The sequence below is a fragment of the Nocardia sp. NPDC004722 genome, from assembly GCF_053601505.1.
The window spans coordinates 17,516-39,837 of the sequence record NZ_JBSGBY010000008.1 but is presented as its reverse complement, the minus strand read 5'-3'; the positions used below and the strand labels follow the sequence as shown (position 1 = coordinate 39,837).

At 67.9% G+C, this 22,322-nt stretch carries 23 protein-coding genes and 1 pseudogene; 8 read left to right on the top strand and 16 right to left on the bottom strand.

Annotated elements, in window-relative coordinates:
* The 4 genes and pseudogenes from ACWELQ_RS02465 to ACWELQ_RS02450 all read right to left on the bottom strand — a co-directional run.
* Positions 1-672: pseudogene (locus tag ACWELQ_RS02465) on the bottom strand (ABC transporter permease); the annotation flags it as partial.
* Entirely contained in the window at positions 669-1,592 is a 924-nt protein-coding gene (locus tag ACWELQ_RS02460) for an ABC transporter ATP-binding protein (RefSeq protein WP_452395241.1), read from the bottom strand. The gene ACWELQ_RS02460 and the pseudogene ACWELQ_RS02465, both read right to left, overlap by 4 nt.
* A gap of 44 nt (positions 1,593-1,636) precedes the next feature.
* Complete coding sequence (locus tag ACWELQ_RS02455; RefSeq protein WP_452395236.1) at positions 1,637-2,275, bottom strand: TetR family transcriptional regulator; 639 nt, start codon at positions 2,273-2,275, stop codon at positions 1,637-1,639.
* A 192-nt stretch (positions 2,276-2,467) separates the two neighbouring features.
* Positions 2,468-3,115 carry an O-methyltransferase gene (locus ACWELQ_RS02450; RefSeq protein ID WP_452395235.1) on the bottom strand — a complete coding sequence of 216 codons (648 nt, stop codon included), beginning with the start codon at positions 3,113-3,115 and terminating at the stop codon, positions 2,468-2,470.
* A 234-nt stretch (positions 3,116-3,349) separates the two neighbouring features.
* Here ACWELQ_RS02450 and sigE point away from each other — a divergent pair, with 234 nt between their 5' ends.
* The 5 genes from sigE (at position 3,350) to ACWELQ_RS02425 (ending at position 7,389) form a co-directional block, all read left to right on the top strand.
* On the top strand, positions 3,350-4,042 hold the full coding sequence (gene sigE, locus ACWELQ_RS02445; RefSeq protein WP_452395234.1) for an RNA polymerase sigma factor SigE: 693 nt from the start codon (positions 3,350-3,352) through the stop codon (positions 4,040-4,042).
* 71 nt (positions 4,043-4,113) lie between these two features.
* Positions 4,114-4,452: a hypothetical protein gene (locus tag ACWELQ_RS02440; RefSeq protein WP_379362513.1), complete on the top strand. Its 339-nt coding sequence runs from the start codon at positions 4,114-4,116 to the stop codon at positions 4,450-4,452.
* A gap of 10 nt (positions 4,453-4,462) precedes the next feature.
* Positions 4,463-6,016: a S1C family serine protease gene (locus tag ACWELQ_RS02435; protein ID WP_452395233.1), complete on the top strand. Its 1,554-nt coding sequence runs from the start codon at positions 4,463-4,465 to the stop codon at positions 6,014-6,016.
* A 17-nt stretch (positions 6,017-6,033) separates the two neighbouring features.
* Positions 6,034-6,471 carry a Sec-independent protein translocase protein TatB gene (gene tatB / locus ACWELQ_RS02430; RefSeq protein WP_452395232.1) on the top strand — a complete coding sequence of 146 codons (438 nt, stop codon included), beginning with the start codon at positions 6,034-6,036 and terminating at the stop codon, positions 6,469-6,471.
* A gap of 81 nt (positions 6,472-6,552) precedes the next feature.
* Positions 6,553-7,389 carry a hypothetical protein gene (locus ACWELQ_RS02425; protein WP_120734680.1) on the top strand — a complete coding sequence of 279 codons (837 nt, stop codon included), beginning with the start codon at positions 6,553-6,555 and terminating at the stop codon, positions 7,387-7,389.
* Positions 7,390-7,415: 26 nt separating this feature from the next.
* On the opposite strand, the gene ACWELQ_RS02420 is transcribed toward ACWELQ_RS02425, so the two are convergent.
* The 6 genes from ACWELQ_RS02420 to dapE form a co-directional block, all read right to left on the bottom strand.
* Positions 7,416-8,339, bottom strand: a complete 924-nt coding sequence (locus ACWELQ_RS02420) for a glucosyl-3-phosphoglycerate synthase (RefSeq protein WP_452395231.1) — start codon at positions 8,337-8,339, stop codon at positions 7,416-7,418.
* On the bottom strand, positions 8,336-9,208 hold the full coding sequence (gene folP / locus ACWELQ_RS02415) for a dihydropteroate synthase (protein WP_452395230.1): 873 nt from the start codon (positions 9,206-9,208) through the stop codon (positions 8,336-8,338). The genes ACWELQ_RS02420 and folP overlap by 4 nt, the downstream gene beginning before the upstream one ends.
* A 74-nt stretch (positions 9,209-9,282) precedes the next feature.
* Positions 9,283-11,052, bottom strand: coding sequence for a long-chain-acyl-CoA synthetase (locus ACWELQ_RS02410; protein WP_452395240.1), 1,770 nt, complete (start codon positions 11,050-11,052; stop codon positions 9,283-9,285).
* Between the two features lie 109 nt (positions 11,053-11,161).
* A complete protein-coding gene (locus ACWELQ_RS02405) occupies positions 11,162-11,710 on the bottom strand; it encodes an LOG family protein (RefSeq protein WP_452395229.1) in 549 nt (182 codons plus the stop codon).
* A complete protein-coding gene (locus tag ACWELQ_RS02400; protein ID WP_452395228.1) occupies positions 11,707-12,504 on the bottom strand; it encodes an LOG family protein in 798 nt (265 codons plus the stop codon). Before ACWELQ_RS02400 ends, ACWELQ_RS02405 begins: the two co-directional genes overlap by 4 nt.
* Positions 12,505-12,572: 68 nt before the next feature.
* Complete coding sequence (dapE, locus tag ACWELQ_RS02395; RefSeq protein WP_452395227.1) at positions 12,573-13,679, bottom strand: succinyl-diaminopimelate desuccinylase; 1,107 nt, start codon at positions 13,677-13,679, stop codon at positions 12,573-12,575.
* Between the two features lie 109 nt (positions 13,680-13,788).
* On the opposite strand from dapE, the gene dapD reads away from it, so the two are divergent.
* Positions 13,789-14,745 (top strand): 2,3,4,5-tetrahydropyridine-2,6-dicarboxylate N-succinyltransferase, encoded by a 957-nt coding sequence (dapD, locus tag ACWELQ_RS02390; RefSeq protein WP_452395226.1) that lies wholly within the window; start codon positions 13,789-13,791, stop codon positions 14,743-14,745.
* A gap of 65 nt (positions 14,746-14,810) precedes the next feature.
* On the opposite strand, the gene ACWELQ_RS02385 is transcribed toward dapD, so the two are convergent.
* The 3 genes from ACWELQ_RS02385 to ACWELQ_RS02375 all read right to left on the bottom strand — a co-directional run bounded on the left by ACWELQ_RS02385 (position 14,811) and on the right by ACWELQ_RS02375 (position 17,041).
* Positions 14,811-15,128 carry a hypothetical protein gene (locus ACWELQ_RS02385; RefSeq protein WP_452395225.1) on the bottom strand — a complete coding sequence of 106 codons (318 nt, stop codon included), beginning with the start codon at positions 15,126-15,128 and terminating at the stop codon, positions 14,811-14,813.
* 104 nt (positions 15,129-15,232) lie between these two features.
* Positions 15,233-15,601, bottom strand: a complete 369-nt coding sequence (locus ACWELQ_RS02380; protein WP_452395224.1) for a PPOX class F420-dependent oxidoreductase — start codon at positions 15,599-15,601, stop codon at positions 15,233-15,235.
* Between the two features lie 33 nt (positions 15,602-15,634).
* Positions 15,635-17,041, bottom strand: a complete 1,407-nt coding sequence (locus tag ACWELQ_RS02375; RefSeq protein WP_452395239.1) for an acyl-CoA synthetase — start codon at positions 17,039-17,041, stop codon at positions 15,635-15,637.
* Between the two features lie 134 nt (positions 17,042-17,175).
* On the opposite strand from ACWELQ_RS02375, the gene ACWELQ_RS02370 reads away from it, so the two are divergent.
* A complete protein-coding gene (locus tag ACWELQ_RS02370; protein WP_452395223.1) occupies positions 17,176-18,030 on the top strand; it encodes an oxygenase MpaB family protein in 855 nt (284 codons plus the stop codon).
* Between the two features lie 13 nt (positions 18,031-18,043).
* On the opposite strand, the gene ACWELQ_RS02365 is transcribed toward ACWELQ_RS02370, so the two are convergent.
* Positions 18,044-18,676: a TetR/AcrR family transcriptional regulator gene (locus ACWELQ_RS02365; RefSeq protein WP_452395222.1), complete on the bottom strand. Its 633-nt coding sequence runs from the start codon at positions 18,674-18,676 to the stop codon at positions 18,044-18,046.
* Between the two features lie 147 nt (positions 18,677-18,823).
* Here ACWELQ_RS02365 and ACWELQ_RS02360 point away from each other — a divergent pair, with 147 nt between their 5' ends.
* Positions 18,824-19,687 carry an oxygenase MpaB family protein gene (locus tag ACWELQ_RS02360; protein ID WP_452395221.1) on the top strand — a complete coding sequence of 288 codons (864 nt, stop codon included), beginning with the start codon at positions 18,824-18,826 and terminating at the stop codon, positions 19,685-19,687.
* Here the strand turns inward: ACWELQ_RS02360 and ACWELQ_RS02355 are convergent.
* Positions 19,684-20,640 (bottom strand): proline dehydrogenase family protein, encoded by a 957-nt coding sequence (locus tag ACWELQ_RS02355; protein WP_452395220.1) that lies wholly within the window; start codon positions 20,638-20,640, stop codon positions 19,684-19,686. The genes ACWELQ_RS02360 and ACWELQ_RS02355 overlap by 4 nt on opposite strands.
* A complete protein-coding gene (gene pruA / locus ACWELQ_RS02350) occupies positions 20,637-22,274 on the bottom strand; it encodes an L-glutamate gamma-semialdehyde dehydrogenase (protein WP_452395219.1) in 1,638 nt (545 codons plus the stop codon). The genes ACWELQ_RS02355 and pruA overlap by 4 nt, the downstream gene beginning before the upstream one ends.
* Positions 22,275-22,322: the final 48 nt, after the last annotated feature.

Sequence of the window (22,322 nt, the reverse complement as noted above, 5' to 3'; positions counted from 1 at the left end):
GCCGATGGCCCGCAGCGTGTAGGTCACCCCCAGCACCGCGAAGGCGATCTCGCGGCAGGTGCGGGCGCTGGCCGACAGTTGCGCGGCCACCGCCGCGACGGAGGCGAACACCAGGCCGGATCCGGCCAGCGCCAGCCCGAAGGCCAGCGAACCGGTGCGCGGCACATCGGTGGCCGCGAGACCGAGGAAGCCGACCAGGCCGGTCGAAAGCGCCGCGCCGTACGCCACGATCAGCGCCGCGGTCAGTCCCGCGAACCGCCCGATCCGGGTGGAGGCGAGCAACTCGGTGCGCCCGGTCTCCTCATCGGCGCGGGTGTGCCGGATGACGGTGAGAATGGTGGCCACCCCGAGCAGGGTGAAGTACATGCCCGCCTTCCAGATGCCGACCGCACCCGGGCTGGTGTTGTACACCGGCCCGTACATGGCCAGCTGGGCCGGACTGGCCAGGATGCTCGCCGCGAAGTTCGCCAGGTCGGCCGGCGTCGAATACACCTTCTCGGTGCTCTTGATGTAGACGCTGCCCAGCGGCAGCCCCAGCAGCAGCACCCACATCGGCAGCACGATGCGGTCGCGCCGCAGGTACAACCGCAGCAGCTGCCCGGTTCCGGTGAAATCAGCGGCGCGCAAAGGTGATTCGAGCGCCCGCGGCACGGTGGCGGTGGCGGTGGTCATTTCGACACCGTCTCGCGCTCGTCGGCGGGCGCCTGCCCGTCGAGCGAATAGTGGCGCAGGAACAGCTCTTCCAGCGTCGGCGGCTGACTGACCAGGCTGCGCACTCCGGCATCGCCGAGCACCCGGATGAGCTCACCGAGGTGTGCGGCGTCCACCTGACAGTGCAGGGTGTTGCCGTCGACACTGATGTCCTCGACACCGGGTATGCGGCTGAGATCGCCTGGGCTGCCCACCATTTCGGCGGTGATCGAGGTGCGCGACAGGTGCCGCATCTCGGCCAGCGTGCCGGTCTCCACGGTCCGGCCCGCCCGGATGATGGTGACCCGATGGCACAGCTTCTCCACTTCGGACAGGATATGGCTGGACAACAGCACCGTGATCCCGCGCGCCGACGCCTCGGCCACGCATTCGCCGAAGACCTGCTCCATCAACGGATCCAGGCCCGAGGTCGGTTCGTCGAGCATCAGCAGCCGCGCGTTCGACGAGAACGCCGACACCAGAGCGACTTTCTGCCGATTGCCCTTGGAATAGGTGCGCGCCTTCTTGCTCGGATCCAGCTCGAAACGCTGGATCAGCTCGGCGCGGCGATCCTGATCGATCCCGCCGCGCATGCGGGCCAGCAGGTCGATGGTCTCGCCGCCGGACAGCGACGGCCACAGCGTGACATCGCCTGGGACATAGGCGATATCGCGGTGCAGCGCGACCGCGTCGGTCCACGGATCCCGCCCCAATACCAGGGCCTCACCCGAGGTGCGCGACAGAATGCCCAGCAGGACGCGGATGGTGGTGGACTTCCCCGCCCCGTTGGGCCCCAGGAAGCCGTGCACCTCCCCTTCGGCGACCTCGAGGTCGAGGCCGTCGAGGGCGCGCACCTGTCCGAAGTGCTTGTGCAGGTCCCGGACCTGAATCGCCGGGCTCACAGGGACGTTCATCGAATCTCCTCGTAGGAAAACGACGGTGATGGTTATTGCTCGGTCTGTGCGGCGGTCAATGTGTCGAGCGCGGCCGAATCGGTGAGCATGCCGTTGGTGTAGAGCTCGAGGGCGGGCAGCATCATCTGGTCGGCGTAGTCGCGCAGGGCCTTGCGGAAATCCACCGGCCCCGGGTGTTCGTCGGCGTAGAGCTGCAGGAACATCATCATGCCGCCGCCGTTGTTGGTCGCCACATACCGCGCCATGGCGCGCACGTCGCGCATCGGCTTGATGCTGCCGCTCGCGATGCCGGCCCGGAGGTACTGTTCGGTGTCCTCCACCATGTGCTCGAAGAAGGTCTTCATCAGCGCGCCGCCCGCCTGGAAGCTGCGCATCAGATAGGCCATGAGCGGAGCGAACTCCTCGATCGCGGCCAGTTGCCGCATGAGCTCGCCGGGCGAGGGGTTCTCGACGTACTCCATCTTGGCGGCCCGGATGGTGTCCCGGACCCATTCGTCGCATGCGGCCTGCAACCCGTCCTTGGACCCGAAATGATGGTTGACCAGCCCTGGAGACACGCCCGCCGCGGCCGCGATGGCGCGTACGCCGACCCCGAACCCCTGCTCCCCGAACACGGCGATCGCGGCATCGCGAATTCGTGCCCGGGTGGTCAGATCCTCGGTTGAACGCATGTTCAATACATTAAACACTCGTTCAATCCGAGGCAAGTGCCCGCGCCGATTCGCCCCAAAGGTTGCGAAGCAGGCGAAGCCCGCGCGGATTACCGCATGCGGGAAAGCTGATCGGAAACAAATATTGCCTCGCGGAACATCCACGCACGGAACAATGGCGTTCTCCTGAAAACACCACTGAGACCGGCCGTTTCAGCCGAGAGAAGCGCAGAGCAGCCCGTCCCCCACGGGAATGAGCACGCTCGTCAGATCCGGATCCTCGGCGATCGCCCGGGTCGCCGCCCGCACCGCCATGGTCTGCGGATCGCGCTGCGCCGGATCCGGGACCCGCCCGCCCAGCAGCGCGTTGTGCAGCAGAATCGCCCCGCCCTCGCGTAGCAAGCGCACGGCCTGCACCACGTACTGCGGATGCTCGAGCGGCGCGGCATCGATGAACACCAGGTCGTAGGCCCCATCGGCCAAGCGCGGCAACACATCCAGCGCCCGCCCGTTGATGAGCCGGGTGCGAGCCGGCGCGATCTCGGCCGAGCGGAACGCCTCCCGGGCCGCGCGCTGATGCTCGGGCTCGGAGTCGATGGTGGTCAGCGTGCCGTCCTCGCGCATGCCGTCGAGCAGCCACAGCCCGCTCACCCCGGCCCCCGTGCCGACCTCCACCACGGCCCGCGCCCCCAGCAACTGGGCGTACATGCTGAGCAGCGCACCGACACTGGGCGCGACCGGGGCCGCGCCCAGTTCGAGGGCGCGCTCGCGCGCGCCGACGAGGATGTCGTCCTCGGCGACGGACTCCTCCACATAGGCGAGGTTGCGCTGCAGGTTCTGTGCCGCGGAAGTCTGGCTCACGAAGTAGAGGCTAACGGCGATACACCGGTAAGGCGGGGCGGTGACCGGCCGGTGTGGCGATTTTTCTCAGGTGTCCCTCAGCGTCCACATACGGATGCCACATCACGACCGACGAGAGTAAGCCTCACGCCAGGCCAGCGACCGCGGGCCCGGGATCGGGAACAGCTGATCCAACCGATTGGTTGTCACCGATACCGACGTTCACGGTCCCGAGTAGGAGGTAATCCCATCCACATGGTCGACGCGGCGCGTGAACCCGCCAACACTCTGCACCCGCAGATCAAGCCGCTGGACAGCGACACCACGCTGGACGGCGAGCTGCTCCTGTCCCCCGCCGACGACGAGGCCGCCCTGACCGGGACCGCCGCCTTCGACGCGACCGGCGATCGTGCCGTGATGCCGAGCTGGGACGAACTGGTCCGCGAGCACGCCGACCGCGTGTATCGCCTGGCCTACCGCCTCACCGGTGATCCGCAGGACGCCGACGATCTGACCCAGGAGACGTTCATCCGGGTCTTCCGTTCCCTGCAGAACTATCAGCCCGGCACCTTCGAGGGCTGGCTGCACCGCATCACCACCAACCTGTTCCTGGATATGGTCCGCCGCCGCAACCGCATTCGCATGGAGGCGCTGCCGGAGGACTACGACCGCGTCCCGTCCGAGGGGCCCGGCCCGGAGCAGGCCTATCACGACGCCAATCTGGATCCCGACCTGCAGTCCGCGCTGGATTCGCTGGCCCCGGAGTTCCGTGCCGCGGTCGTGCTCTGTGACATCGAAGGTCTGTCGTACGAGGAGATCGGTGCGACGCTCGGCGTCAAACTGGGCACCGTGCGCAGCCGCATCCACCGAGGACGCCAGGCACTGCGCGAGTACCTCGAGCATAATGGGGTGGAGCGGCGTTTCGCCGCCTCCGACAAGGTCGGGTGAACCGCGGGTCCCGCAGGCCGGGCCCCCGAACCACCCGAGCAGCTCGAATCGTCCGGAAGGGTGTGCAGCGTATGAGTGGCGAGGATCGACCGCCCCGTCGTCCCCCGCGTTTCGCCCCCACCGAGCATCTGGCCAGTGAGGCCATCGCCGCCTACGTGGACGGCGAATTGCGGATGAACGCGTATCTGCGTGCCGCGCACCATATCTCGGTGTGCCGCGAGTGCGCCGCCGAAGTGGATGCCCAGCAGCAGGCGCGAATCGCGCTGCGGCAGTCCTCGGATCAGATCTCCGCGCCCTTGAGTCTGCACGACACCCTGAGCCGGATTCCGCGTTCCCTCATTCAGGAATGCGCGAGCAATCATCAGGATTCGTTCGACAGCAGACGGTGGACCTCGTGGTGGCGCAAGTAGAGTCCATAGCGTGACCACCGAATCGAACAACACGGGCCCGGGGCCCGAGCGGTCTGGGGAATTTGATTCGGCAGCCGATCGGGGGAACCTGCGGCCGTCGGACGCACCGGTGCTGGGTCCGCGCCCGGTCCATCGGCCGCACGTGGACAACCACACCGCCCGCGCCTTCCGTCGCCCGAACGGCGCGCGCGGCTCCTTCGCAGCCCGCCCGGCCGGTGCCGTGGCCGCGGCGCAGGGAGACGTCGAGATCGCCAATCGCCCGCCGGACGCGGTGCTGGCGGAGGCTTTCGGTCGCCCGGAGGGTTCGACCGAAGTGCTGCAGCGGGATCCGGAGGCCTCGGCCGAGCAGGCCGCCCCGGCCGCGCCCGCCGATCCGTGGCGGGATCCGAATTCGGCAGCGCGCCTGGGGACTCCGGCGGTGTCGCAGCCGCAACCCGCACCGTTGACGGCCGGTGCCAAGCTGGGCGCGCGGGATGTGCTTTTCGGTGGCCGGGTGTCGTGGTCGGCGCTGGCGCTGCTGGCGATCGTGGCCCTGTTCATCGGCCTGCTGGGCGGGTTCGTGGGCGCCTTCACCGGTTCGTCGGCGTCCGCGCTCACCTCGCGCAAGGTGACGTTGCAGTCCGCGCCCGGCGGCGGCGACTCGCACAATCAGATCACCAAGGTGGTCAATGCCGTCATGCCCGCGGTGGTCACGGTCCGGGCCTGGCTGGGCGACAGCGGATCCACGGGTTCGGGGGTGGTGATCGACGGGCAGGGCTACATCGTCACCAACAATCACGTGATCTCGCTGGCGGCCAATGACAAGTCGGGCAAGGCCAAGCTGGATGTGGTGTTCTCCGACGGTCAGCGGGTGCCGACCCGCATCGTCGGGCGCGACACCAAGTCGGACCTGGCGGTGCTGAAGGTCGATGTGAAAAACCTGTCGGTGATCCAGCTCGGCAATTCCAGCGATGTGCAGGTCGGCGACGACGTGCTGGCGCTGGGTTCGCCGCTGGGCCTGGAGAAGACGGTCACCTCCGGCATCGTCTCGGCGCTGCACCGCCCGGTGAAGGTGGGCGGCGAGGGCACCGACACCGACGCCACCCTGGACGCGGTGCAGACCGACGCCGCCATCAACCACGGCAACTCCGGTGGCGCGCTGGTGGATATGCAGGGCCGGCTGATCGGCATCAACTCGGCCATCAAGTCCGAGAGCGGCGGTTCGGTGGGCCTGGGCTTCGCGATCCCGGTGGATCAGGTGAAGCGGATCTCGCAGGCGCTGATCCGCGACGGCGGCGTGGAGCATCCGATGCTGGGCGTCAGCGCCAAGACCAAGATCGTCGCCAACGATGTGATGAGCGGCGCGCAGGTGGCCGATGTGACGGCGGGCAGCCCGGCGGCCAAGGCGGGCATCGTCGAGGGCGACGTCATCGTGAAGGTCGGCGACCGGGACGTGACGAGCCCGGAGGAGCTGACCGTGGCGGTGCAGTCGCACGAGATCGGGCAGACCGTGAACGTCAAGATCATCCGCGACGGCCATGAGGTGGACCTTCCAGTCACACTGGAAACGGACAAGAAGCCGTAGAAAGGTAGCCTGTACTCGTGTTCAGCAATATCGGCTGGGGCGAGATGCTCATTCTGCTCGTCGCCGCACTTGTGATTCTCGGCCCCGAGCGTTTGCCCGAGGCCGTTCGCTGGACGGCGCATGCGCTCAAACAGGCGCGCGATTACGCCACTGGCGCAACTCAGCAATTGCGCAATGAGCTCGGGCCGGAATTCGACGAGATCCGGAAACCCTTGGAGCAGTTGAACGAACTGCGCAGTATGAATCCGCGCTCGATGGTGACCAAACACCTGCTCGACGGCGATGATTCGATCCTGAACAGCTTCAATGACATGACCAATTTCGACAAGCCGGTCAGCTCCTCGAACAGCGGAAACGGTTCCACCAACACCGGTTCCGGCCCGATTTCGATGCCGAAGGAACAAAAACCGCTGGAGCGCAACGAACGTCCTCCGGTGGACCCGGACGCCACCTGAGATCAACGATGGCGCCACCTGAGATCAAACTCGTCCAGCGGACTTGACGCATGATGCTGTCCAGCTATCTAGACTGCGCACATGTCGGCCGACGAGGTGGCCCGGGTATTCGCGATCGAGGACAAGGTCGAACGCCTGAAAGCCGCCACAGAGGGCGTCGCGGCGGCGCAGCAGCAGATCAATGAGCTGACTCGCATCCGTCGCGCCGTCATTCGCGAACTGCATGCCGAGGGCTGGACGTTCGCGAGAATCGGTGCGGCCGCGGGACTTTCCCGCGCCCGCATCCATCAGGTGAGTACCCAGGGCCCGGTTCCGGAAGGCTTGTTCTTCGGTCACGGCCCGCTGACCATCCTGACCCCCGACGTTCGCAGCACCACCCGCTCCATCGCCCTGGTCGGCGCGCCGGATCCCGCCGCGCCGCACCGTCTGGTGGAGCTGTTGCGCGAACTCGGGTTCACCGCCAATGTCCAGCGGTTCCTCCCCGGCCGCCCGCTCGATCTCGACCGTGACGGCCTGATCGTGCTCGGCGGACCCGAATTGTCGCCCAGCCTGCGGTATCTGGTGGCCGCCGACCCCCGGCTACGCCGCACGGTGGCGCGCGCGGGCCGGGTGCGGCGCGGCATCGAGGATCGGGCGGCGCGGCGGGTATACCGGCCCGGCGGCACCGAGCCGTACGACATCGCCTATCTGGCCCGGCTACCCCGCCCGGACGGCAAGGGCAGCGTGCTGGTCATCGACGGCCTGCACCCGCCCGCCTCGCTGGGCGCGATCCGGCTGCTGGCAACCCGGCTCGCCACCCTGCACGAGCGCGCCGCCACCCATCCGTTCTCGGCGGTGGTCGGGGTGCGCTACGACCGGTCCACGGGTGAGCCGATCGAGGCGGATCTGCTGACCCCGATCTACCGCCACGATCGCTGAGCGATCGGGCGGTCGACCGTGGCGTGTTACGCGGCGGCCTCTTCCGGGCGCAGCGTGTTCATCGGCGGGCGGTCCGCCAGCGAGACCTCGGTGGTGTTGGCGATGAATTCGCCTGCCACCAGCGGGAATTGGGTCAGGGCCGCTCCGGAGTCCTGAATTCCGCTGCGGCCCAGGACGGTACCCAGGATCTGGCGGCTCATGACGCCCAGGTCGGCCAGCGGGCGGTTGCGGTGCTGGCGGACGCCGAGGTTGACCTGACCGATGCTGGACAGGCCCAGCATGTCGTAAGTGTCGAGCAGCAGCCCGATTTCGACGCCGTAGCCCGGCGCGAAGGGCACCGAGGTAAGCAGTTCGCGGGTGCCCGCGTACTCACCGCCCAAGGGCTGCAGCACATTCGAGAGTTCGGGCCGCAGCGCGGCGAGCAGCGGGCGCGCCACCAGTTCGGTGACCCGACCGCCGCCGTGGTGGTCGACCGCCTCGCCGGTGCGCAGCGGGCGGCGGTAGTAGGCCTTGACCAGATGCATGCCGTCCACGGTCAGCAGCGGGCCCAGCAGCTTCGGCACGAAGTTCGGGTCCGGGTCGATCAGGTCGGAGTCCACGAAGGCGATGATGTCGCCGGTGGTGACGGCCAGCGAACGCCACAGGCATTCGCCCTTGCCGGGGACGGGGTCGAGTTCGGGGACGGCTTGTTCCCGGGTCACCACGTCCGCTCCGGCGGCCCGTGCGCGGGCCGCGGTGGCGTCGGTGGATCCGGAGTCCAGGACGACGAGTTCGTCCACCAGGGTGCCGAGCAGGGGCCGGATACTGGCCACCACGGCGGCCACGGTGGCCTCCTCGTTGAGTGCGGGCAGGACCACGGACACCGTGCGGTCACCCTTGGCCGCGATCAGTTCCTCGACGGTCCAATCGGGGCTATCGAAGGTGTTGGTGAGCACCCAGTCTGTTTTCATGCGAGACCTCGCAGGGTACGGGCGGGTGGGCGGTGACCCTGGATGGCGGCGATCATGTCCACCACCCGGCGGGTGTGGGCGACCTCGTGGACGCGAAAGACGCGAGCGCCCGCGGCTGCGGACCATGCGGTCGCTGCCAATGTGCCCTCCAATCGCTCGGTCAACCCGACACCAAGAGTCTCTCCGATGAAATCCTTATTACTCAGCGCCATCAAGACGGGCCATCCGCTTTTCACAAGAACGTCTATCGCCCGCAACAATTCGAGCCCGTGATAGGTGTTTTTGCCGAAATCATGGGTCGGGTCGATCAAAATCGAGTCCTTCGGCACCCCTGCGGCCGCAGCATTTTCGGCGGCGGTCACCACCGTCTCTGTGACCTGGGCCACCACATCGGCGTATCGGACGCGATGCGGGCGGGTCCTCGGAATCGCACCCCCGGTGTGAGAGCACACGATTCCTACGCCCAACTCGGCAGCAACGCTCACTAGCTCGGGATCCGCTCCCGCCCAGGTGTCGTTGATCAGATCCGCGCCCTCGGCCACCGCGGCCCGCGCCACATCCGCTCGCCAGGTGTCCACACTGATCAACAACTCGGGGTAGCGCGCCCGGATGGCCGCCACGAACGGCACCACCCGGCGGGCCTCCTCGACGGCGTCCACCTCCGAGCCCGGCCCGGCCTTCACCCCGCCGATATCGACCAGATCCGCGCCCTCGGCGACCGCCCGGTCCACGGCGTTCATGGCGGCTTCGTCGGTGAACGTCGCGCCCCGGTCGTAGAAGGAATCCGGCGTCCGGTTCACGATCGCCATCACCAGCGCCCGATCCGTCGCCACCGGCTTTCCGCACAATGTCGGCAACGGCGCACACATGCCCTCGACTGTACCGAGCGCTGTGTGACCGTTGCTGGGCAGCCGACCGGAACAGTGTCCCGACCGGGTGCTGGTCAGTTGCCGGGGGCGCGGCCCGCGGCGACCTCGGCGGCGTATTCCGGGTATGCCGGGACGTAGCCGTCGGTGCGGTTCGCGAGGACGTAGAGGGCGCTCTGGTCGTCGGGGGTGTAGCCCTGCTTGCGCAGTTCCACCTTGCGGCTCTTGAAGGTGGAGGTCTGCTCGAGTTCGGGGACGACGCGGATGAACAGGGGGACGGCGTAGACCGGGAGGTGGTCGTAGAGCGTCTTGGCGGCGACCTTGCCGTCGAAGGTAGCGCCGTCGTGCAGGGTCACCGCGGCCATGCCCGCCTTGCCGTCGGTCCCGGGGATGTCGACGCCGAAAACGACTGCCTGCATGACGGAGTCGATGCCGTCGAAGGCGCCCTCGACCTCGGTGGTGGCCACGTTTTCGCCCTTCCAGCGGAAGGTGTCGCCGAGCCGATCGACGAAGGCGATGTGACCGAAGCGCTGATCGCGCACCAGGTCGCCGGTGTCGAACCAGCAGTCGCCGTTCGTGAAACCGTCACGCACGAGCTTGGATTCGGTGGCGGAGGCGTCGGTGTAGCCGTCGAACGGGGAGCTCGTGGTGACCTTTGCCAACAGCAGGCCCACGCCTCCGGGACGCACCCGGCGTAGTCGGCCGTCGGGGTGGCGCAGGGCCTTGCCGGTGGCGTCGTCGTATTCCACGATGGCGAAGGGCAGCGGGGTGAAACCGGCGGTCTTGTCGATGCTGAAGGCGTTGATGAAGGCGACGTTTCCCTCACTGGCGCCGTAGAACTCGACGATTCGCTTGATGCCGAAGCGCTGCTGGAACTCGTCCCACAGTTCGGGCCGCAGACCGTTGCCGACACACAGCCGCACCTTGTGGTTGCGGTCGTTGCGCTTGGCGGGCTGGTTGAGCAGGTAGCGGCACAGTTCACCGATGTAGACGAAGGCGGTGGCCTCGCTGGCGACGGCCTCGTCCCAGAAGCGGGTGGCCGAGAACTTGCGCCCGAGCGCGAAACTCGCGCCGCCCGCGATCACCGAGGACAGGGCCACCGTGAGCGCGTTGTTGTGGTACAGCGGCAGGCAGCAGTAGAGGGTGTCCTTGCCGGTCAAACGCACGCCGAGCCCGCCGATGCCCGCCATGGACTTGGTCCAGCGCATGTGGGTCATGACGCTGGCCTTGGGCAGCCCAGTGGTGCCGGAGGTGAAGATCAGGTACGCGCGCTCCTTCGCCGTGATCTGCTCGGTCACAGCGGGATTCGACGGATCGGCGGCGGTGGCCTCGGTGGCCAGCTGTTCCGACCACAGCAGGTTGGGCCGGGCCTCGGTGAGGGAGTCCAGGCCGTCGGCGCATTCCTCGCCGATCACGTCGAGCACCGAGTTCAACAGCCCGAAGCTGTGCTGCAGCACCACATCTCGCTGATTGTGGTTGAGCAGGCCGGCGGTGGCGCCGAGTTTCACGGCGGCCAGCACGGTGAACAGCGCCTCGGGCCGGTTGACCATCAGGATGCCGACCACATCGCCGCGTGTGACCCCGTGCGCGGCAAGCACGTTCGCGTACCGGTTCACCACGGCGTTGGCCTCGCCCCAGGTGTAGCGGCGGCCTTCGAATTTCAGGAAGGTCCGGTCCGGATGCTTGGCCGCGCCGCGTTGGAAGAACAGTCCGATGGACGCCTTGTCGGTGGGTTTCACCAGCATGTGCACCGCGTTGCGGAGCATGCCGGGGGCCGCCACGGCCATACCGGGCAGACTGCGCGCCAGGTCGAACAGGCTCACGGTCGAACGGGCATCCGTATTCACTTCGCTGTGCTCCTCACGGGTGATGCTCACCGCCCACCCTTGCCGATCCACCCGATCTTGTCGAGTGGAACCGAATAGTTCCACTTCAAGAGCGCGGCCGCGGGTCGGCTCAGTCGCTGGGACGCAAAGCCTCGAAGGCGGTTTCCAGTTCCGTGGTCACCAGCACCCGGTCCAGCGCCTCGCGGCCCGCGTACCCGCGCTGCCCCAGCTCCTCGATCCAGGCGAACAGGCCCGCGTAATGCCCCTGCGGATCGAGCACCACCACCGGCTTCTCGTGCACCCCCAGATAGGACCCGGTCCACGTCTCGAAGAACTCCTCGAGCGTGCCGATGCCGCCGGGCAGGGTCAGGAACGCGTCGGCGCGGTCGTCCATGACCTGTTTGCGCTCACGCATGGAGTCGGTGACGATCAGCTCGTCGGCGTCGATATCGGCGACCTCGCGGTGCACCAGCTGCTTGGGGATCACGCCGATGGTCTTGGCACCGGCCGCCCGCGCCGCGTGCGCGACCGCGCCCATCATCGAGACATTGCCGCCGCCGGACACCAGTTGCCAACCGCGACGGCCGATTTCGGTGCCGACCGCGGCCGCCAGTTCCAGCACCCGCGGATCGTCGACGGACGCGGAGCAGTAGACGCAGACCGCGTACGGCTCGTTCACCACTGGTCCTCCACGACGCCCGCGTCGTCCTGCTCGTGGCGGGCGGCCGCGGCCCGCGTCACGATCTCCACCACCTCGTCCACGCTGTCGGTGAGGTGCAGCAGCCCGAGGTCGCCGGGCGCGATCTTGCCCGAGCCGAGCAGCGAGTCGCGCATCCAATCCATCAGTCCCGCCCAGTATTTGGTGCCGAACAGGATGATCGGGAAGCGGGTGATCTTGTGGGTCTGCACCAGGGTCAGCGCCTCGAAGAGCTCGTCGAGGGTGCCGAAACCGCCGGGCATGCAGACGAACGCCTGGGCGTACTTCACGAACATGGTCTTGCGCGCGAAGAAGTAGCGGAAGTTGATGCCGAGGTCGACCCACTCGTTGAGGTGCTGCTCGAACGGCAGCTCGATGCCGAGGCCGATGGAATAGCCGCCCGCCTCGGACGCACCCCGGTTGGCCGCCTCCATCGCACCGGGGCCGCCGCCGGTGATGACCGCGAAACCGGCTCGGGCCAAAGCACTTCCGATGGCCATCCCGGCCTGATACTCCGGCGAGTCGGCGGGCGTACGCGCGGAACCGAAGACCGCGACCGCGCGCGGCACCTCCGCCAGCGCACCGAAGCCCTCGACGAATTCGGCCTGGATGCGCAGTACCCGCCAGGGATCGGTGTGCACCCAATCCGCCCCGCCGCGCTCGTCCAGTAAATGCTGATCCGTGGTCCCTATCCCCTTTTTCCGATCCCGCCGCAACATGATCGGCCCCCGGAATCGCGGAGTCTTAGGCGAACGCACCTCTTCGTCAGCAGACATGCAGCCAACCGTACATGTCGCCCGTAACCGCCGCCGGTCGCTTGATCAGCGCGGTGTTGAACAACCGATCAGGCTTTGGCCCCGGTGAGGTAGCTGCGCAGCATCGACGTTACCTGGGTGATCTGGTCGACGGGCAGGTGCTCGTCGCGCTTGTGGGCGAGGTTCGGGTCGCCCGGGCCGAAGTTGACGGCCGGGATGCCGCGGGCGGCGAACCGCGAGACATCGGTCCAGCCGAACTTGGCGCGCACCCCGCCGCTGCCGTGCGCGTGCACGATCTCGATGAGGTCCTTGGCGGCCGGATTGGACAGGCCGGGCAGGGCGCCGGGCGCGCCGTCGGTGCGCTCGAAATCCAGCTCCAGCCCGGCGAACACCTCGCGCACGTGCTCGGTGGCCTGGTCCAGGGTGCGGTCGGGGGCGAAGCGGAAGTTCACGTCGACGGTGGCCACATCGGGCACCACATTGCCCGCCACGCCGCCCTCGACGCGGACCGCGGACAGGCCCTCGCGGTAGGTGCAGCCGTCGATCTCGACCTCGCGCGCCCGATAGTCGGCCAGCCGCTGCAGGATCGGGGCCAGACGGTGAATCGCGTTGTCCCCCAGCCAGGCTCGCGCGGTGTGCGCGCGCACGCCGGAGGTGGTGAGCCGGATCCGCAGGGTGCCCTGGCAGCCCGCCTCGATCCAGCCGCCGGACGGCTCGCCGAGAATGGCGAGATCGCCCTCGAGCCAATCCGGGAATTCGCGTTCGATGCGGCCGAGCCCGTTGAACTCGGCGGCGATCTCCTCGCAGTCGTAGAAGATGAGCGTCAGATCGTGCACCGGCTCGGCCACGGTGGCCGCCAGATGCAGGAACACCGCGTCACCGGATTTCATGTCGACGGTGCCGCAGCCCCACAGCTGCCGCTCCCCGTCGGCGGTGGTCTCGAAGTGGCTGGGCACATTGTCCGCGATCGGTACGGTGTCCAGGTGCCCGGCCAGAATGACCCGGGTGGGCAGCCCGCGATCGGTGCGCGCCAGCACGGTATTGCCGTGCCGCACGATCTCGAATCCGGAAGTCTGCTCGCGCAGTGCCTTTTCGACGATGTCGGCGATGACCTTCTCGTTCTTCGACACACTCGGAATATCCACGAGCGCGGCGGTGAGTGAAATGGGGTCGGCACTCAGATCGAGGGGGGTCATTTCATCCACCCTAAAGGAGGAAACGCCTCCGTTCTTCGCACGGTGGCTGCGTTGGCACAAATCGGCACCGCACGCGGTACGAATTCACAGCACGGTAACGTAATGGGACGTGAGTACTCAGGGAGCATCAGCAGTCGGCCTCGCCACCATCACCGCGAACGGGACGGTGCTCGACACCTGGTATCCGTATCCGGAACTGGGTGAATTCAGCGATACCGGCTCCAAGCGCCTGGACGCCTCCGATGTCGAATACGCCAAGTTCGCCGACAGCGTCGGGACCGACGAGGCCCGTCGGGTCGAGGTGGTCGTGGTGCGCACCACCATCGCCGACCTGTCCGCCGCGCCGGTCGACACCCACGACGTGTACCTGCGCCTGCACCTGCTCTCGCACCGCCTGATCCGCCCGCACGGCGCGAATCTGGACGGCCAGTTCGGCCTGCTCGCCAATGTGGTGTGGACCAACCACGGCCCCTGCTCGACCGAGGAGTTCGAGCTGACCCGGCTGAAGCTGCGCGCCCGCGGCCCGGTCACCGTGTACGGCGTCGACAAGTTCCCGCGTCTGGTGGACTACGTACTGCCCTCGGGTGTCCGCATCGCCGACGCCGACCGCGTGCGTCTGGGCGCGCACCTGGCCTCGGGTACCACGGTCATGCACGAGGGCTTCGTCAACTTCAATGCCGGCACGCTCGGCAATTCCATGGTGGAGGGCCGCATTTCGGCCGGTGTCGTGGTCGGCGACGGCTCCGATGTCGGCGGCGGCGCGTCCATCATGGGCACCCTGTCCGGTGGCGGCAAGCAGGTCATCTCGCTGGGCGAGCGCTGCCTGCTGGGCGCCAACTCGGGCCTGGGCATCTCGCTCGGCGACGACTGCGTGGTCGAGGCGGGGCTCTATGTCACCGCGGGCACCAAGGTCACCGGGCCGGACGGCACCGTCGTGAAGGCCGGTGAGCTGTCCGGGCAGTCCAACCTGCTGTTCATCCGCAACTCGGTGACCGGCGCGGTCGAGGTCCGGGCACGCATGGGCACGGGTGTCGAGCTGAACGCGGCGCTGCACGCCAACGACTAGCCCAAGACTCGACGAAACCCCTTGTGCGGCAACTGCCGCACAAGGGGTTTCGTTTGTTTTCGCGCTCAGTGGTAGAGGCTGCACAGCGGGTTCGAGGAGCCGGCGCCGGGGTACATCATCCACGGCGGAGTCGGCTCGCACTGACCCGATCCGGTCTGGAACGCCTTGATCAGGTTCGAGGAACCGGCCGCCGACGGGTCGAAGGACCCGAAGGCCCCGGTGTTCACCGACCCGGTGCCGGTGGTGTTGGGCGCCGCGACCGGATCGGCGTTCTGCGCCATCGGGGTGAGCGGCAGCGCGTCGGCGCTCGCCGCGGCGGCGGGCGCGAGCAGACCGGCGAAGACGGCGGCGGCCGCCACGGTGGTACGCAGAGCGGAAGGCATCGAGCGAATCTCCTTGGAAGCGTGAAACTTTCGTCTCCAAGAAACTAGATGTTCGCTCGGCCGCGCGACGAGACCCCGAAACCTCCGGCACCGGAACTCCGGTGTCAGATGCCGAAGGCGATGACCCGTTCCGGGGTGATGCGGATGAGCTCGGGCGACAGGCCGGGATAGAAGGGTTCGACGTCGCGCAGCGCCTGTGCGGTGCCCCGGATTTCGAGCATACGCACCTCCCAGGGCTGCACCGATTTGATGTCGTCCACCACGAAGGAGACCCGTTCCTCCTTCAGCAGGTTGCGGAACTTCTGGCTGGCCCCGAGGTCGCGGCCGCCGATGTCGATGGTGCCCAGCGCCGCGTTGTAGCGGAAACCCACCGGATTGTTCTGGGGCGAGCCGTCGGGCCGGATGGTGGCGAGCCGCCCGAGTCGCTGACTCTCGAGGTACTCGATCTGGGCGGGCGAAAGCGCTGCGGTCATGGGATCACCGTAGAACCTCGACCAAGCTCGAGGTCAAGCCAGCAGTTTCTTCTGCACCTTGCCCATCGCATTGCGGGGCAGGGATTCGACCACCCGGACCTCGCGCGGGCGCTTGTGTGCCGAGAGTTCGCCCGCCACATGGTCGATGAGGGTCTGCGCGAGCTCGGGGCCGCCGTCCCGCAGCACCACGTAGGCGACGATGCGCTGCCCCAGATCGGCGTCGGGCACGCCGACGACCGCGGTCTCGGCGACCGCCGGATGCCCCAGCAGCGAGGTCTCGATCTCGCCCGCGCCGATGCGGTAGCCACCGGACTTGATCAGGTCCACCGATTCCCGGCCCACGATGCGATGGAAGCCGTCGGCGTCGATGACGGCCACGTCGCCGGTCTTGAACCAGCCGTCGGCGGTGAAGTTCTCGGCGGTGACCTCGGGCTTGTCCAGGTAGCCGTCGAACAGCATGGGGCCGCGAACCTGCAGTCCGCCAACGCTTTCCCCGTCGTGCGGAACCGGCTGCCCGGCCTCGTCGCGCAATCGGGTCTCGACCCCGGCCACCGGCGTGCCGACCCAGCCGGGGCGGCGTTCGCCGTTGGGACGGGTGGACAGCGTGATCATGGTTTCGCTCATGCCGTAGCGCTCGATCGGCGCGTGCCCGGTGAGTTCGGCCAGCCGCTCGAACACCGGCACCGGCAGCGGCGCACTGCCGGAGATCAGGATGCGCGCCTTCGCCAATTCCCTTGCCGCGCTGGGATCTTCGGCGATCCGCGACCATACGGTCGGCACGCCGAAGTACATGCTGCCGTGCGCCCGCGCGTACGCCTGCGGGGTGGGCTTGCCGGTGTGCACGAGCGGGCTGCCGACCCGCAGCGGGCCGAGCACGCCGAGGATCAGGCCGTGCACGTGGAACAGCGGAAGCCCGTGCACCAGTGTGTCTTTCCAGGTCCAGCCCCACGCCTCAGCCAGGGCGTCCAGGCCCGCGGCGATGGCGTCGCGGCTGAGCACCACACCCTTGGGCGCACCGGTGGTGCCGGAGGTGTAGAGGATGAAAGCCGTTGCCTGCCCGGCCGGTTCGGCGTACCGGTGCCAGGAGCGCGCGTGCTTGCGCACGGGGATCACCGGTAGGTCGGAACCCTCGGGAGCCTTGCCCAGCCACGCCTGCGCACCCGAATCCTCGAGCATGTGCGCCAGTTCCGCGCTGCCCGCGTCCGGCGGCACCGGTACCACGGTCACCCCGGCGATGAGGCAGCCGACAACTGCGAGCACGGTGGTGACGGTCGGTTCGGCCAGCACCGCCACCCGGCGCGCCTGCGCGACGCGCTCGGCGACCGAGGTGGCCGCGCCGAGCAGATCACTGCGCGACAGCGTCTCGCCGTCGATGGTGACGGCATCGGGGATATCGGCTCCGGCGGCGATGGCGGCCGGATTCAGCGAACTCAGCAACAGCGGCGACACGGGCTCACGCTACCGGAGGGGTCTGCGCAACGAATCGCTTGCGAGTTCGCCAAGTCGGTTGACAGGCCACCCGAGTGGGTAAGAAAGTTTCTGTACAACCTTCTCATCAGAGGATGTGGTCAACGATGACCAGGCCGCTTCACGATCCGTTCGACGCCGACACCTCCGCGCCCGAGGTCGACATCCGCCAATATCTCGACGGCGCCGCCGGGTTCTTCGGCGCGGCCGCGAATGTGATCATGCAACTCTCCCTTCGACCCGTCGGGTACGGCGTGGTGGAGAGTCCCGTGGAATCCGGGAACGTCATGATCCACCCGCTCAAACGGCTGCGCACCACCCTGACCTACCTGGCCGTCGCCCTGCTCGGCACCGAGGAGGACCGCACGGCCTATCGTGAGGCCGTCGACTCCGTGCACAGACAGGTCCGCTCCCGCGCCGGAAGCGCGGTGAAGTACAACGCCTTCGACCCCGGACTTCAACTCTGGGTGGCGGCCTGCCTGTACTGGGGCGCACGCGATCTCTACGAGCGCATGCACGGCCCGATGGACGACTTCGACGCCGACGCCTTCTACTACCATTCGGCCCGCATGGGCACCACGCTGCAAGTGCGCGAGGACATGTGGCCCGCGGATCGTGAAGCCTTCGAACGCTATTGGGCCGAGAACCTCGCGCGCACCCGCATCGATCCCAAGATCAAAGCCTATTTCGAGGACCTCATCGATCTGAAGATGCTGCCCCGGCCGTTCCAGCTCGCCTTCGGCGGCCTGCACCGCTTCTTCGTGACCGGGCTACTGCCGCAACACCTTCGGGACGAGATGGGGATGACCTGGAGTCCGCGTCAGGACCGGCTGCTGGCCCGCCTGCTGCGGGTGGTCGGCACGGCGGAGGGCGTGGTGCCCGCGCCGGTGCGCTCGTTCCCGCTCAACGCCTACCTGATGGACATGCGGCTGCGCCGCCGCCTGGGCCTGCGGCTGGTGTGAGAACCGTTGCGGCTCAGAGGATTCGGAAGCCCGGGATGACGTGGTCGCGGGCGAACTGCCGCAGCGCCACCGGATCGTCGAGCGGAATGACGGTCTGCGGCGTCAGGGCCAACGACAGTGCGGCGCGCGCGATCATCTCGGCCAGCGGCAGCGGATCGTACTGCGGCACTTTGCCTTCGGCCTGCAACCGGGAGATGAACTCGGCCAGGTAGTCGCGGCCCATCTCGATCACCGGCGCACCCTGCACGGTGAGGTACGGCAGCACCATTTCCGGTTCGGTCTTGAGCAGACGGTCCAGCAACTGGTTGCCGCGCAGACCCTCGATGCAGGCGATGAACAGCGCGGCGATCTGATCCTCGGCGCTGGCGTCCCGGTCGACCTGCCGGGCCACCGCGGCGTCCGCGATCTCGATGAACTGCCGGGCCTGCCGCAGGGCGACGGCCTGAATGAGATCGTTCTTGCCCGCGAACCGGCGATACAGCGTGGCCAGCGAGAGGCCACCCCGGCGTGCGACCTCGACCATGGAGGTGCGCTTGATCCCGAAGTCGAGGAAGGCGAGCATGGCCGCGTCGAGTACCTTGGCCTGATTGCGGTCCTCGGGACCGGATCCGCGCACGAGCGGCAGCAGTTTGGCCAGCTTGGCCATGGGTCCGAGCCCTTTCCGGTCGCAAAGAAACGGTGAGGCACCAATCTTCGCACATTGACACCCTCGCCCCACGGTGAGAAGGTGACAAGCGAATTTTCTCACACTCTCCTCACCGGCGAGGAGTGACGACGAGGAGCCGTGTCGACGATGACCGCCCCACTGCGCAAGTTCGAGCACGAACCGGTCGGCCCCGAGCCGATGACCACCGAGCAAGTTCGCGAATTGATCGACGGTGTCGGCGCTTTCCTCGGCGGTGCCGCCAACGTGATCATGCAGCTGTCGCTCACCCCGGTGGCCTACGGCGTCATGGAATCCGAGGTGCACAGCGGGTCGATCATGGTGCGCCCGTTCAAACGGCTGCGCACCACCATCACCTATCTCGCCGTCGCCATGATCGGCGACGAGGAGGACCGCCGCGCCTACCGTGAGGCCGTCAACGGCGCGCACCGGACCATCCACACCAAGCCCGGCAGCCCGGTCAAATACAACGCCTTCGACCCGAAATTGCAGCTGTGGGTGGCCGCCTGCATCTACTGGGGCTTCGACGACGTCTATCACCGCATGCGCGGCCCGATGGATCCCGAAGTGGCCGAGGCCTTCTACCGGCACTGCGCGCGCCTGGGCACCACCTTGCAGATGCGCGAGGAGATGTGGCCCGCCACCCGTGACGAGTTCTACGTCTACTGGGAGGAGAACCTCGCCACCAAGACCATCGACGAGGCCACCCGCACCTACTTCAACGCCCTCACCGATCTGAAGATGCTGGCCTGGCCGCTGCAGATCGCGCTGGGCGGCCTGCACCGCTTCATCGTCACCGCGCTGCTGCCCCCGCATCTGCGCAACCAGATGGGCATGTCCTGGACCGCCCGCGACGAGCGCATCTTCGGCGGCTGCCTGCGTGCGCTGGCCGCGGTGTGGACCCGTATGCCCACGGTGATCCGGTTGTTCCCCTTCAACGTCTACCTCGCGGACATGCGCCTGCGCCGCCGCTTCGGCCGCCCGCTCGTCTAACGCTCGGCCAGCGCCCGCAGGAAGAAGCCGAGGTTGGCGGGGCGTTCGGCCAAGCGCCGCATGAGATATCCGTACCACTGGGTGCCGTACGGGATGTAGACGCGCAGGGCGTGCCCCTCGTCGACCAGGCGGCGCTGTTCCGGATCGCGGATGCCGTAGAGCATCTGGAACTCGTAATCGCCCGGCACCCGGTTGTTCTCGGTGGCGAGGGTGAGGGCGGCGGCGATCATGGCCGGATCGTGCGAGGCGATCATGGGGTACCAGCCGCCCGACATCAGGACCGCCAGACAGCGCAGATAGGACGCGTCGACATCGGCGCGGCGCTGGTAGGCGACGGTGGCCGGTTCCTGATACGCGCCCTTGCACAGCCGGATTCGGGTGCCGTCGGTGGCCAGGTCGCGGACATTGTCCTCGGCCGCGCGCAGATAGGTCTGCAAGGCGACTGCCAGCCAAGGGAATTCGGCGCGGGCCGCCGCGACCGCTTCCAGGGTGTCGGCCGTCGTGGTGTGATCCTCGGCGTCGACGGTCACCCACACGTGACGTTCGACGGCCTTGGCGCAGAGCTTGTGCAGGTTCTCCGCGGCGATGGCCGGACCGTCCTGGCCCAGTGACTGCCCCAGGGCCGACAGCTTGAGCGACACCTCCACCCGCGGGACGACCGACGGCACACCCGGGATCTCGTGGTCGGCCTCGGCCAAGGCGTCGATGAGCGAAAGGTATTCGGCGACAGCGGCATCGGCCTGCGCCCGGTCGGTGGTGTACTCACCGAGGAAGTCCACACTGACCGAGCGGCCGCTCTTCAGCAGCTCGCGCGCCACGGGCGCCAGCTCGGCCCGGGTCTCCCCCGCCACGAAGCGGCGCACCACCGCGGCGGTCACCGGCACCTTGGTGATGGCGTCCTTCATCCGCGACGATCCGGCCGCCGCCAGGATCGCCGGACGTAGCGGGTTCATCGCGCCTCCATGTGGGGGTAGCGGTAATCCGTTGGGGGAACGAAGGTTTCCTTGAGCGTGCGGGGCGCGACCCAGCGCAACAGGTTGAGATGCGAGCCCGCCTTGTCATCGGTGCCCGAGGACCGCGCGCCGCCGAAGGGCTGCTGACCGACCACCGCGCCGGTGGGCTTGTCATTGATATAGAAGTTGCCCGCCGCGAATCGCAATGCGGTCGAGGCGGATTCGACGGCCTGGCGATCGCGGGCGAAGATCGCGCCGGTCAGCGCGTACGGCGAGGTGGAGTCGACGATGTCGAGCATGTCGGTGAACGCGTCGGGCGCACCGTCGTCGTAGACGTAGACCGACAGGAGGGGACCGAAGTACTCGGTGGAGAACGCCTCGTCGCCGGGATCGTCGCCGAGCAGCACGGTCGGGCGGACGAACCAGCCCTCGCTGTCGTCGCAGCCACCGCCGACCGGGATATCGATCCCGGCGCTCTTCGCCCGGTCGATGGCGGCCTCACATTTGAGGAAGGCCCGCGAGTCGATCACGGCCCCACCGAAATTCGACAGATCCGCCACGTCGCCGTAGGTCAGCGACTCCACCTCGGACAGGAAATCCTGCCCCATCCGCTGCCACACCGACTTGGCGATGTAGGCGCGGGAGGCGGCCGAGCACTTCTGGCCCTGATACTCGTAGGCTCCGCGAACCATGGCCGTCCGCAGGGCGTCCGGATCGGCGGAGGAGTGCGCGAGGATGAAATCCTTGCCGCCCGTCTCGCCGACGAGCCGCGGATATCCGTGGTACCGGCCGATATTCGAGCCGACGGTCTGCCACAGGGACTGGAAGGTGCGAGTGGAGCCGGTGAAGTGGATGCCCGCCAGCCGCGGATCCGCCAGCGCCACCTCCGACAGTTTCGCACCGCTTCCGGTCACCATATTGATGACACCGGGCGGCAGTCCCGCCTCCTCCAGCAGCCGCATGGTCAGATACGCCGAGAGCGTCTGTGTCGACGAGGGTTTCCAGACCACGGTATTGCCCATGAGCGCGGGCGCGGTGGGCAGATTCCCGGCGATGGCGGTGAAGTTGAACGGGGTGATGGCGTACACGAACCCCTCCAGGGGCCGGTAGTCCATCCGATTCCACACGCCCGCACCGGATTCCGGCTGCACCGCGAGTATCTGCCGGGCGAAGGCGACATTGAAGCGCCAGAAGTCCACCAGTTCGCAGGGTGCGTCGATCTCGGCCTGCTGCACCGATTTCGACTGGCCCAGCATGGTGGCGGCGGCGATGGTCTCGCGCCAGGGCCCGGCCAACAGATCCGCCGCCCGCAGCAGCACGGCGGCCCGCTCCTCGAAGGGCAGTGCCCGCCAGGCGGGTGCGGCGGCGGTGGCGGCCGCGATGGCCGCCCGAGCTTCGTCGTGGGTGGTGTCGGTATAGGTCCCGAGGGGGTGCCGGTGCCGATGCGGCATCACGATATTCAGCCGTTTCCCGCTCCCGGCCTGATGTTTGCCGCCGATCACCAGCGGCACGTCCAGGGTCGAAGCGGAGAGTTCGGCGAGCTTGGTGGTCAGCAGCTCGCGTTCGCGGCTACCCGGTGCGTAGGTGTGCACCGGTTCGTTGCCGGGGGCAGGGACAACCGTGACAGCGTCCATATCCAACGCTAACCCGGTTGCCGCGGCCCGGCCGGGACGAACACGCTC

Excerpts from the sequence above, each read along its gene's own strand:
- ACWELQ_RS02455 (WP_452395236.1), bottom strand. The coding sequence starts at position 2,275 with ATGCGTTCAACCGAGGATCTGACCACCCGGGCACGAATTCGCGATGCC.
- sigE (WP_452395234.1), top strand. The coding sequence starts at position 3,350 with ATGGTCGACGCGGCGCGTGAACCCGCCAACACTCTGCACCCGCAGATC.
- ACWELQ_RS02440 (WP_379362513.1), top strand. The coding sequence starts at position 4,114 with ATGAGTGGCGAGGATCGACCGCCCCGTCGTCCCCCGCGTTTCGCCCCC.
- ACWELQ_RS02425 (WP_120734680.1), top strand. The coding sequence starts at position 6,553 with ATGTCGGCCGACGAGGTGGCCCGGGTATTCGCGATCGAGGACAAGGTC.
- ACWELQ_RS02420 (WP_452395231.1), bottom strand. The coding sequence starts at position 8,339 with ATGAAAACAGACTGGGTGCTCACCAACACCTTCGATAGCCCCGATTGG.
- folP (WP_452395230.1), bottom strand. The coding sequence starts at position 9,208 with ATGTGTGCGCCGTTGCCGACATTGTGCGGAAAGCCGGTGGCGACGGAT.
- ACWELQ_RS02400 (WP_452395228.1), bottom strand. The coding sequence starts at position 12,504 with ATGTCTGCTGACGAAGAGGTGCGTTCGCCTAAGACTCCGCGATTCCGG.
- dapE (WP_452395227.1), bottom strand. The coding sequence starts at position 13,679 with ATGACCCCCCTCGATCTGAGTGCCGACCCCATTTCACTCACCGCCGCG.
- ACWELQ_RS02385 (WP_452395225.1), bottom strand. The coding sequence starts at position 15,128 with ATGCCTTCCGCTCTGCGTACCACCGTGGCGGCCGCCGCCGTCTTCGCC.
- ACWELQ_RS02380 (WP_452395224.1), bottom strand. The coding sequence starts at position 15,601 with ATGACCGCAGCGCTTTCGCCCGCCCAGATCGAGTACCTCGAGAGTCAG.
- ACWELQ_RS02370 (WP_452395223.1), top strand. The coding sequence starts at position 17,176 with ATGACCAGGCCGCTTCACGATCCGTTCGACGCCGACACCTCCGCGCCC.
- ACWELQ_RS02365 (WP_452395222.1), bottom strand. The coding sequence starts at position 18,676 with ATGGCCAAGCTGGCCAAACTGCTGCCGCTCGTGCGCGGATCCGGTCCC.
- ACWELQ_RS02360 (WP_452395221.1), top strand. The coding sequence starts at position 18,824 with ATGACCGCCCCACTGCGCAAGTTCGAGCACGAACCGGTCGGCCCCGAG.
- ACWELQ_RS02355 (WP_452395220.1), bottom strand. The coding sequence starts at position 20,640 with ATGAACCCGCTACGTCCGGCGATCCTGGCGGCGGCCGGATCGTCGCGG.
- pruA (WP_452395219.1), bottom strand. The coding sequence starts at position 22,274 with ATGGACGCTGTCACGGTTGTCCCTGCCCCCGGCAACGAACCGGTGCAC.